Origin of the sequence: Marinitoga aeolica (genome assembly GCF_029910535.1) — a bacterium.
Classification (GTDB): domain Bacteria; phylum Thermotogota; class Thermotogae; order Petrotogales; family Petrotogaceae; genus Marinitoga; species Marinitoga aeolica.
The window spans coordinates 813,132-824,752 of record NZ_CP069362.1; the positions used below are offsets into that span (position 1 = coordinate 813,132).

Below are 11,621 nucleotides of genomic sequence, written 5' to 3' on the forward strand. Positions count from 1 at the left end.
TTTAGAGTTTGTTAAAAAGCCAAATCAGTCTTGATACAATAGCATATGCTACTATCTTTTTCATTCCCCTTCTATCATTTTTTGTTTTTTAACAAATAGCTCACTATTTTTGATCAATATCCTGATGTTTATAATTATAAACTGATTTTATCCAATCGATTTTTAATCCTTTCCATATTCTTACTATATAAAAGGTTATTTCAGCATTTTCTGGATATTTTATTTTTTTCAATCCGTCTGTAACAATTGTTCTTTCTATAATTTTATCATTAGAATCCAGAGTAATTCGGGCTATTTCTGGATTTACTATATATACTTCATATCCATATTGGGTTATTTTTATGTTTTTATAGTAATGATCCGAATCTGAAGAAAGTGCAATTTTAATATAATTCATTACTTCCTCTTTTTCTAAATCAATATAATATTTTTTCATTAAACTTTTAGCTTTTTCTGGATTTAATACTATTTTTCCTCTTTCTTCAATCATTTCATTTAAAAGTTCATTTAATCTTTCTTTTTCATAATCAATAGTATATTTAAGATAAGTTTCATATTGTCTTGTTGCTACTTCCATCGTATTATAATATTTTTCAATTACATATAAAGGATTAAAGTATAAGTTATATACTAATTTTAATGGGAAATACAAAATTATTATTAAAATTACAAATATTATTAATTTAAATCTAAAATCTATATTCTTCCAATAATGCCAATAATTAAACAATATATTAGACCTCCTAACATATATATATTTATCAAATTGTGGAGTTTCATACCATATGTTGTATTTTCCGCTATTTAAATATGAAAAATAACTTTATTTGTGTATAATTTTTCATATATACATAATAATTACCACCATTTATATAATTTAAATAATCATATACTGCTATTAAAATACATTAGAAACATTTTTGTAATTTATAAATTTTTTGCATACTCATTCATAAATATTTATTAAAATACTACCATCATCTAAACCTGTTAAACCAACTATATTATCAGGTATTTCATATATAACATCTTTTATTTTCCAGTTTTTAGTATCTAATATTATTAATTTATTATTGCTATATATAGCAACATCATTGTCATTTATAAAGGTTACAAAATATGGTTGATTCATTATTATTTCTGGATAAGCATCTTTTAAATCTATTTCTTTTATTGTTTTAGATTCATTATTATAGTATTCAATTTTTATATTGTTTATAAGAATTAGGTCTCCTTTTGTATTTACATCTAATTTGGGCGAACCAATAAAATTCTTTTTTACCAGAGTGTCATCGCTATTTGTTATATTTAAAAGATGAAGTTCTAATTTATCTTCACTATTTTGTATAACAAAAGATAAAAAATTATTGTTTATTTTTGATGGGTCACTATCAAAATATACTGAATCTGAATAAGATTTTATTAACTCCCATTTTTTATCTGATAATGAGTATTGATAAATTTCCAAGTTTTTATTATTATAATTATTATAAAAAAATACTGCAGAATTATTATTTGTTACAAAATGAAAAGTGGAATCGTATGAAGGTATTGGGAAATTATCTAATGTAATAACATTCCATTTAACTAAATTTTCTAAATTGGATATATATAAATTATTTCTTCCAATTCCATCAAACAATACGATATTACCATTTTTACCAAACGATATTTTATCAGTGTTAATATATTTCTCCATTTCTCTTAAGTATAAAAACTTAATTTTATAATTTTCTACTTCCATGGTTTTAATAAATTTATTAGCAGAAGGAATTAAAACGTTATAATCTGCAAAAGTTAAGATAAAAGATACAATCATAATAAATACCACTAAAACTATCTTTTTCATATTTACCACCATCCCCTTCTTTAGATTTTTCATTATTTTTCAAACATCAAATAAGATTATATTCTTTTATATTCATAATAATTACCAAAATACTTTCATTATATATCTTTAGAAAAATATTCTTTATAATATTCTTTGAATTTAGTTTCATACCATTCATTTGATTCGCCATCAATACCATCACTTATGCCTATTTCACAGTATTTTTTTAAGTTTTCCACATCTCCAATGATTTTATATCCTTCCACTAAAAAAAATAAACTGGCATCATAATGGTTAAGGATAGAAAGGACTTTTTCTGGTGAAGTATTTTTATCCATTTTTTCTACAATTTGTTTCTGTATATTAAATCGTTTTTTTAATATTAAAATATAATTATATGCTACATCTTTTAAATCTATACTTTTATAAAACTGAATAATATTAATTATATCTATATAATCAAATTCTTTGTTTTTTGTAAATGATTCTATATAATGCATAATTTCTTTATTATTCAAATTTCCTTTTTGATATTCATTATAAAAGAAATTATTTAAAAGATTAAAATAGTTATATGAATAATCTATATAATCAATATATTTTAATTTTTCATTTTTAAATAGAAAATGAAAATATCTTCCTAGCGATGCGTATATTCCATCATTTGCAGCAATATATATTTCTTCAGTCATTGGTAAAAAAATCGCACTATGAACAGTATCTGATCTACATATTGATTGATTACCAATATCGCCTATATCTAAACTTCTCATAATTTCCACTATATCATTCAAAGAAATATTTTGTTTCCAATCTATATATTTTTCTGCAATTATTTTTCTTGATATTGAACCAGAATAATCTTCCTCTTTGTTTTTTAATACAGTGTAATGATTTGTTGAAACAATCCTTTCATTATGTTCTATTTTTTCAAGATTTTTTGAATCAAATTCAAATACAACAGATTTCTTATCATTTTTGCTTGAAACCATAAGGTTATTTCCGATTGTTCTTTTAGTTGTATTCAATATCTTTTCTACAGTGGAAATATTTTCTGCTTTTTCCATAATTATTCTATATAATATTCCTGTTGGAACACCATTTGAACTTTGATTATCTGAAACAGATGTCATGGATCCCAGAGAAATCCCTTTATTATTCATTCCTGTTAATACTCCAATAATTCCTGGCCATGTTAATGAAATAAAGTCATTTCCATTGGCTACATTATATACAAATAGGATATTTAGATTCCATAGTTTATTAGAAAGAAAATAATCCAAATTTCTTCCATGGATTATATTACCATCAATACTTTTCTTACCCCAAACAGACAGATTAGTGCATCCATACAAATTGAATAATTCATCATAAATATTTAATAAGAAGATGGTATCAAGTGAAGTCCCACTGGCCTTTGCTATAGCAGACATTTCCTTTTTATATTCTGACGGAATACTTCTAAAATAATTTTTCATAGTATATCTAATAATAATTTTTTCGAGAAATTTTTTATCTTTAAGTTCTTGATCTAAAAGATTTTTCATTTTATTGATTTCTTCTTTTAAAGCTAATCCATGTTGATAACCAATCTCAGAATGTGTCCCTGAAAGATATAGCACTTTAATATTTCCAATTTTTTCAATTTTGAAATTTTTATTATTAATATTATCTATACTATAATGCAAGGGTAAAAATAAGTAAAATATATATAATGCCGGAATTAGCAGAACTATTAATAATAAACAAAAAAGTTTCTTCATTTTTTTATCCTCCAAATAACCTTTTATATTATAAAATCAGAAATTTTTATCTTTTAGTTATAGAAAAAATCTTTAAATTATTTGGATCATCATTTCTGGACTTTATGAACAAATAATATTTTCCATTGATCTTTTTCATAATATATTGAGTATCTGCTGCATAGTCAAGTTGATAGTTTGGATATAAATCATAATAATTTTCTTTACCTGTATTTAAATCTATTTCAATTAGGTTATTTTTATCAGAACTTTCTAATTTTCCTTTTAAAAAAGCTTTATTATCTACAATTGATATAAAATCTATATTATACCAATAATATTTTTTGTCTGGATTTGCATTGGAAGCATAATAACCTGAACTTTTAAATTTATTACCGTAAATAGTATATATATTTTCAAGTGCATTATTTTTTATTCTATATAAATTATATTCGCCACTTTCTGCATCATGACAGAAAACATATACATCGTCTTTATATTTTGTTATGTTTAATATAACTTCATTCGTTTCGATTGTTTTATCAATAATTAATTTATTATCTTCATTCTTATATTTATACAAATAATACTTGCTTCCAACTCTATAGATGATTTCACTTATAATCCAGAAACCATCATCTACATGAACAAAATCACCATCAGCATAATCCCAGTTTAATTTTTCTGAAAAAGAAGTGAATGTTACATTATTATCTTTAATACTCAAAATACCTTTAGCACCTTTATAATATAAAATCCCATTATCTATGGTTAATGCTCCTTTTATAATCCCAATATTATCTTTTTTTTCAAATATTTTTCCATCTAAAAATTCATATTTTATTTTCTTTGATAACACGTTAAATTTTGAAATAAATATTTGATGTTTATTTTTTGTGATATTATAGATAGGAGAAAGATAGTATAAATTTCCATCATCATCTACTGTAAAATTACCTTTATTCATATAAACAATATTAATATCATCCCCAGGATAAGTAAGACTATTATATTCAACTTTTTCATATGATATTACATCATCACCTGTACTAGAAAAAATAGAAAAAACAGTTATAAAAAATATAACTAAAAGAATAATTACAACAAATAATCCTTTTTTCATTTTCCATCCCCCCTATTATCATAGGTTTTATGAATTTCTTTAATTTTTTTACATATACTTATAATTAAATTTATCACGATATATTATAATAAAATTTGTGCTAATTTTAGTAACTAAAATATTAAAATATAGTAAATATTTAAATTTTAATTTGATAATACTATTTATAACAAGATTGTTATTAAGTATAATATATGATATAATAACTATATATTTTTACAGGAGGGAAATATGAAAAAATATGTAGCTTTTTTTGATTTAGATAGAACATTACTTGATAAATATAGCCCACAACTTTACTATAAATATGAAATAAAATACGGTAAATTCACGTGGTGGAAATATTACCGAATGGGTTTATTTACATTATTTTATAAACTTGGTATTGAAATAAAAGATATGGAAAAAATGATGAGAGATACAGCTATGCAATATGCTGGTCAAAATGCTGAGGAAGCCTTTGGTTTTGCAAAACAATGGTTTGAAGAAGATGGCAAATATCATATTAGAGAAAGCATGAAAAAAGAAATAAAATTTCATAAAAATAATGATGCTTACCTTGTTATTATCTCAGCATCTCCTGATTCTATAGTTATGCCTGTAGCAGAATATTTGAATTTTGATGATTCTATTTGTACTAAAACAGTCATAAAAGACGGAATTATTACAGGAGAAATGGGAGTTTACATGTATGAAGAAAACAAAGTTAAAGAAGCTGAAAAATTATGTGAATCACATAATTTTGACATAAAAGAAGCTTATTTTTATAGCGACTCTATTTCTGATTTACCACTTTTAGAAGAGGTAGGCAATCCGGTTTGTGTAGCACCAGATTTCAGATTAAAAAGAATAGCTAAAAAAAGGAAATGGAGAATAATAGAAAAATAATGTGGCTAAGCCACATTATTTTTCTGATACTAATTTTATTATTTCAATAATAGTTTCAACCGCCTTTCCCATAGATGGAATTGGAATATATTCATATCTTCCATGGAAATTATGGCCACCAGTGAAAATGTTTGGACAGGGCAGGCCCATATATGATAATCTTGCCCCGTCAGTACCACCTCTGATAGGTTTAATAATAGGTTTAACTCCTACTTTTTCCATGGCTTTTTTAGCAATTTCTATAATTTCTGGATCAATTTTTTCTTTCATATTATAATAACTATCTTTTAATTCTAATTCAATAGTACCTTCCCCATATTTTCTATTTAATAATTCTGCATTTTTTTCACATAACCATTTCTTATTTTCAAATAATGTTTTATCATGATCTCTTACTATCATTACTAATTTTGCACTATCACAATCTCCAGAGATATGAACCACATGGAAAAACCCTTCATATTTTTCTGTATGTTGTGGAGTTTGAGCTTCTGGAAACATCATTGCTAATTCTGCAGCAATTAATGCCGCATTAATCATCTTATCTTTTGCTGTTCCAGGGTGAATACTCTTACCATGAATGGTATAAGTCGCAGTTGCTGCGTTAAAATTTTCTGCTTCCAATTCACCAATTTCACCACCATCTACTGTGTATGCAAAATTAGCATTAAATTTTTCTACATTGAATTTATCAGCACCTCTACCAATTTCTTCATCTGGTGTAAAGCCCACTTTAATTGTTCCGTGTTTTATTTCTGGATGTTCTATTAAATATTCTATTGCAGTAATAATTTCTGCTATACCCGCTTTATCATCTGCACCAAGTAATGTATTTCCATCTGTTACTATTATTTCTTGACCAATATAATTATTTAAAGTTGGAAACTCTTTAGGACTTAAAACAATATTTTTTTCTTTATTTAATACAATATCTCCACCATCATACTTTACTATTTTTGCTTTAACATCTTTTCCTGTTAGTGCAGGCGCTGTATCCATATGAGCAATAAATCCTATAGTAGGAACCTCTTTATCAATGTTTGATGGAAGAGTTGCATATACATATCCATTTTCATCTAATTCTACATCTTTCATTCCAATATTCGCTAATTCTGCTTTTAAATATTTTGCTAATATTAATTGTTCAGGTGTTGAAGGACACGCTTTTGATTCTTCATTAGATGTAGTATAAAATTTTGTATACTCAATAAATCTTTCATGAACTTTTTTCATCATCAATCTCCTTTCAATATATTATATCTATAATATATCACTTGATATATTAATTGTCAAATTTAAAATCTTCTATTTTTAGTAATTTTTTTGGATCAACATCATATTCTTTGAATTTATCATTAGATAATATATAATATCCAAACTTATTGGCTATATATACTATCATTTCATCAGCTGGCGAATTAAAATATACTCTCCTTTTTTCTGAAAGAGTTTTTAATACTTTTTTATCTTCTTCATTTAAAAAAAATTCTATATTATTATCAAAAACAATATGAATAGGAAAAAATGCTATCTTTCCAAAATACATATTATCAAACATTTCAATTAAAAATTGCAAAGAATTTCTATTTTCATATCTCACCACATTACTACCATCTATAACTAATCCTTTTACGGAATCTGTATTTAATAATTTATAATGATAATAAGAAAAGTTCTTTAATTGCATATTTAATAAATGTTTTTCAAAATCGCTTAAACTCTTGTATATTTCAATAACTTTTTTAAAATATGACTTCTTATCTTCTAATGGATCTATTTTTAATATTTCATCCAGTAAGTTCTGAATAAATGGATTTTTTTCATCTAAAGGTATATATGTCATCAAAGCATATAAATCTATGTAATCTTTAAATGGGAGTCTTTTAAATATCACTTTAGGTGTATATAATTCTATTCCATATTTTTTCAATTTTCCCTCATATCCTCCTGGTGGAAATTTCTTAGGATACATTAGAAATTTTATCATTTCAACATCTTCATCGAGCAATCCGTAGTATTTTTTTAAGTCTTTTATTCTATTTTCCTTTGGTTTTTCAACTATATGTATAAGTAAAAATTGTAAGTCATTTAAATGTTTATTCAAAATTTTTCTTTCTGCATTTTTACTTAAGAATCTGAATACAGACAACATTTTTCTCTTATTTAATTCCCGAGGATTTAATAACCATTTATTTACTTTTAACACCTCTTTTTTAATTTTTCTCTTATGTTCTAAAAAATCTTTTTCTTCTATTATTTTTAAAATTTTTCCAAAACTCATACCTATTTGCTCCTTTTATCGTTTTGATGTATAATATAATAAAATAGAAATTTGGTGATATATATGAATAAAGAAAATTTAAAAAAATACTATGCTTTGGTTGTTATATCTTTATCCATTTTATGGGGATGGATCGCTTTAATTTATGGGTTTATTATTTGGTTTGGATTATATATCTTAAACTTATTATTAAGAAAACTTCCTATAGATGCTGTAGATTTTGATGGACCTTATACATATACCTATAAAAAAATTGAGAATAGAGAATTAAAACTCGATATATATTTTCCAAAATCAAAAAAACAAAAACTCCCCGTAGTTTTTTTTGCACATGGTGGGGGTTGGGTTTCTGGTTTCAGAAATCAAAAAAACAATGTATCCTGGTGTAAATTTCTTGCATCAAAAGGATTTGCTGTTGTTTCTATAGATTATAGACTTGGAGTATCACATACAATGAGTGAAATACTTTCTGATTATACTGATGCACTAAATTATATAAAAGAAAATTATTATAGATTAAAATTGGATAAAAATAATATTATTTTAATGGGATTATCCGCCGGAGGACATCTTACATTATTATACTATGCTTATAATACTTTTGTAAAGAATGAAAAACATACTGAAGGAATCAAAGGTGTTGTATCTTACTATACACCGGCTAATCTAAAACATTTATTTGATAAAAATGTAAAATCTGTTTTTGCTAAGGTTGCTACTGCTACAGCATTAAAAGGATTTCCTACCCCAACAAAAGAAGGGGAATATTTATATTATTCACCAATTTTCTGGATTAATAAAAATATGAAACCTGTATTATTAGTACATGGAAAAAAGGATAAAACAGTTCCCTTTTCATCTTCAGTTGAATTATTTAAAAAATTAAAAGAAAAAGGGGTTCAAACAAAAATACTCGTTCATAAGAGTGGTGACCATGCTTTTGAATTTGAAAATAATGATATTCAAACCATTAGAATTTTAAATGAAACTGTTAAATTTATAAGGAGCCTGGTGAATGATGAAGGTTGATTTTTCATATAAAAAGAAAAAAATTGATTATATTTCTGGTTTCATATTCAAAGGAAAACATTACAGATGTAATTATATTCGATTTAAAACTTTATACAGGAATCCTGCAGAAGGAACCGAAACTGTTGAATTGTATAATTTCATGCCAAAAGATAAAACCTATGCTTCAGCTTTAATCTTACATGGACTTGGAAGTGCAAATGTTAAATATATGATATGGATGGCCAGAAGGCTTGCAAGTGTTGGAATAAATACAACCATATTAATACTACCTGGAAACTATACAAGAGTAGATAAAAAATCTGTTAGCGGTAGAAGTTATCTGTGGCCTGATTTAAAAATAATGTATAGATTTTGGGAACACGGTGTAATAGATACCCTAACTACTATAGATTTTTTAAAACAAGAAGGGTTATGGCGAAAAGACCATATCTTGTTAGGATACTGTTTAGGAGGAATGGTTGGTACTATTGTTGAAGCATTAGAACCACAATTAAAACATCTCCTTTTAATGACTACAGGTGGTCATTTACCAGAAATATTATATAATTCTCCCGCTACAACTTTTGTGAAACGATTAATAGAAAAAGGATTCAAGGATGAATATGAACTTCATAATCCTGACAAAATATTCGATATATATAATACACAATTTGAAAAGGTCCGAAAAATGTCTTTAAACGAATTAATAAACTCCGAAAATATTCATCCATTATTTAAAATAGATCCTTTATCTTACGCACATTTAATAAATCCTAAAAAAATAACTTTTGTTGAAGCATTTTTCGATAAAACTTTATCTAAAAAAAGTAGAAAAATGCTTTTTAGCGAATTCAAAGGAGCTAAACGTTATATTATTCCTACAGGTCATGTTACCTGGTTACCATTTGAGTTTTTGCTGGCAAAAAATGTAATAAAAATACTAAATATAGAGGATTTAAAAATAAAATCTAGATTATATGGCTTTGATGAAATCGAAGAAGCTCTTGATGATGAAGTCATTAAGAAGTAATTTTTTAATGGGGGGATTTTTAAAAATGCATAACCATAATTACATAAGAAAAATTATTTTTGATAGTTTGATTGTTTTTTTGTTATTTATTTATTTCCCATTTCACTTGAATTTTCAAATTTTAAACTTACTAACGGTTCTTCTAATAACCTTTATTTCAGATAATATAGATGTAAAATGGAAAAATAATAGTCGTCTTGTATCTAATGTACCAGGATTTTTAGTCGCTTATTTACATGGGCCACAATACATATTTGCAGCATCTTTAATAACATTATTTCGATTAAATGAAAGAAATTATTTAAAAAGGATTAGAAAATTTCTTGTTTATTTCTTCATGTATTATGGCTCATATATAATAGTTAACTTTTTTGATTTAAATATTTATATGAAATTATTTTTATATATATCACTATCAAAAATACTAAATTCTTTATTAGTTGATATTACTAAATTTGATATAAAATTATTTGCTATTGAATATGTTTTTTTTATAGCTTCATTACCAAGCATATACCTACATTTATTAAGCCAAAATACAATAGTAAAATATTACTTTTTATCTCAAAACCTGATATTTCTTGGTATTTATTATTTCATAACTAAATACTTATATGAAAAAGAAGAAGAGAAAATAAAAAATAAAAGATTAAATCGTTTTAATGAAATAATGCTTGAATTTTCAAACTTATTATATTCGTATTCAATAAAAGCATCAAAAGAATTTATATTAAATGAGGCTGCAAAATTTCTTAATAAAAAGTTTGGATATAAATATGTTCTAATATCTGAAATAGATTACGCAAATGACATAATTAAAAGAATTTCATATGCAGGTTTTTCGAAGGAAGAATTTGAAAAACTAAAAAATAGAAAAGTATACGCTTCAGAAATTATAAACGAAGTTTTTAAAAATGATTATAGATATGGAGAAGTTTACTTTATACCAAATATGGCTGAAAAATTAAATAAAAACGATTATTTTATATTTGAACAAAACATAAATGCAAACAATATAAAAAATAAGGATTATATGTGGAATAAAAATGATCTCCTTGCTATTGCTTTAAAAAATAAAAATAATGATCTTATTGGTTATATATCATGTGATAGTCCTGAAAATGGATTAAGACCAACAAGGGAAGATATGCAAATATTATCTGTTTTAGCAAAAATTGTTTCTATGATACTTGTTCATGGAGAGCATTTTAAAGAAATTAAAAAAATGAGCGAAACAGATTATTTAACTGGTCTGTATAATTCATCAAAACTAAATAAAGATCTTCAAATGTACGAGAGAGAAAAAAATTTAATCTCCTTAGCATTCATTGATCTAGATAACTTTAAAAAAATAAACGATAAATATGGGCATTTAAAAGGAGATTCATTATTAAAAGAATTCTCAAACATATTAAAAAATTCAATTCGATCAAATGATAAAGCATATCGATATGGCGGTGATGAATTTATAATAATTTTTGAAGGCATCAACAAATTTGAAGCTAGAAACATTATAAAAAGAATAAAAAAGAATCTTACACGTACTGGCCTTAAATTTAGTGTAGGTATCGAAGATAATAATAAAACAAATATTAATATTTTAATAAAAAATGCAGATAAAAAAGCTTATACTGCAAAGAATAAAGGTAAAAATAAAATAATATATTAGATTTCTATTAACATTAAAAACCTAAATTTAATAAAAAAGGTTTATC

10 protein-coding genes are annotated in these 11,621 nt (G+C 24.5%); 4 read left to right on the forward strand and 6 right to left on the reverse strand.

Annotated elements, in window-relative coordinates; genetic code table 11:
* Positions 1 to 103 precede the first annotated feature (103 nt).
* From JRV97_RS03830 to JRV97_RS03845, 4 genes are all read right to left on the reverse strand, one after another.
* Positions 104 to 730, reverse strand: a complete 627-nt coding sequence (locus tag JRV97_RS03830; RefSeq protein WP_281000338.1) for a hypothetical protein — start codon at positions 728 to 730, stop codon at positions 104 to 106.
* A 216-nt stretch (positions 731 to 946) separates the two neighbouring features.
* The gene (locus tag JRV97_RS03835; protein WP_281000340.1) at positions 947 to 1,849 is read right to left on the reverse strand and encodes a hypothetical protein; all 903 of its coding nucleotides are present in this window, start codon (positions 1,847 to 1,849) and stop codon (positions 947 to 949) included.
* A 98-nt stretch (positions 1,850 to 1,947) separates the two neighbouring features.
* The gene (locus tag JRV97_RS03840; protein WP_281000342.1) at positions 1,948 to 3,594 is read right to left on the reverse strand and encodes a C45 family autoproteolytic acyltransferase/hydolase; all 1,647 of its coding nucleotides are present in this window, start codon (positions 3,592 to 3,594) and stop codon (positions 1,948 to 1,950) included.
* A 46-nt stretch (positions 3,595 to 3,640) separates the two neighbouring features.
* Positions 3,641 to 4,696: a hypothetical protein gene (locus JRV97_RS03845; RefSeq protein WP_281000344.1), complete on the reverse strand. Its 1,056-nt coding sequence runs from the start codon at positions 4,694 to 4,696 to the stop codon at positions 3,641 to 3,643.
* Positions 4,697 to 4,927: 231 nt separating this feature from the next.
* Between JRV97_RS03845 and JRV97_RS03850 the strand changes: the two genes are divergently transcribed.
* Positions 4,928 to 5,584: an HAD family hydrolase gene (locus JRV97_RS03850; protein ID WP_281000346.1), complete on the forward strand. Its 657-nt coding sequence runs from the start codon at positions 4,928 to 4,930 to the stop codon at positions 5,582 to 5,584.
* A gap of 15 nt (positions 5,585 to 5,599) precedes the next feature.
* On the opposite strand, the gene pepT is transcribed toward JRV97_RS03850, so the two are convergent.
* Positions 5,600 to 6,817, reverse strand: coding sequence for a peptidase T (gene pepT / locus JRV97_RS03855; protein ID WP_281000348.1), 1,218 nt, complete (start codon positions 6,815 to 6,817; stop codon positions 5,600 to 5,602).
* Between the two features lie 49 nt (positions 6,818 to 6,866).
* Positions 6,867 to 7,865: a PIN domain-containing protein gene (locus JRV97_RS03860; protein ID WP_281000350.1), complete on the reverse strand. Its 999-nt coding sequence runs from the start codon at positions 7,863 to 7,865 to the stop codon at positions 6,867 to 6,869.
* 63 nt (positions 7,866 to 7,928) lie between these two features.
* Between JRV97_RS03860 and JRV97_RS03865 the strand changes: the two genes are divergently transcribed.
* Genes JRV97_RS03865 through JRV97_RS03875 form a run of 3 tightly spaced genes read left to right on the forward strand, consistent with a single transcriptional unit; the run spans position 7,929 to position 11,575 of the window.
* Positions 7,929 to 8,894: an alpha/beta hydrolase gene (locus JRV97_RS03865; RefSeq protein WP_281000352.1), complete on the forward strand. Its 966-nt coding sequence runs from the start codon at positions 7,929 to 7,931 to the stop codon at positions 8,892 to 8,894.
* Positions 8,881 to 9,906, forward strand: coding sequence for an alpha/beta fold hydrolase (locus tag JRV97_RS03870; RefSeq protein WP_281000354.1), 1,026 nt, complete (start codon positions 8,881 to 8,883; stop codon positions 9,904 to 9,906). Before JRV97_RS03865 ends, JRV97_RS03870 begins: the two co-directional genes overlap by 14 nt.
* A 25-nt stretch (positions 9,907 to 9,931) precedes the next feature.
* The gene (locus tag JRV97_RS03875; protein WP_281000356.1) at positions 9,932 to 11,575 is read left to right on the forward strand and encodes a GGDEF domain-containing protein; all 1,644 of its coding nucleotides are present in this window, start codon (positions 9,932 to 9,934) and stop codon (positions 11,573 to 11,575) included.
* Positions 11,576 to 11,621: the final 46 nt, after the last annotated feature.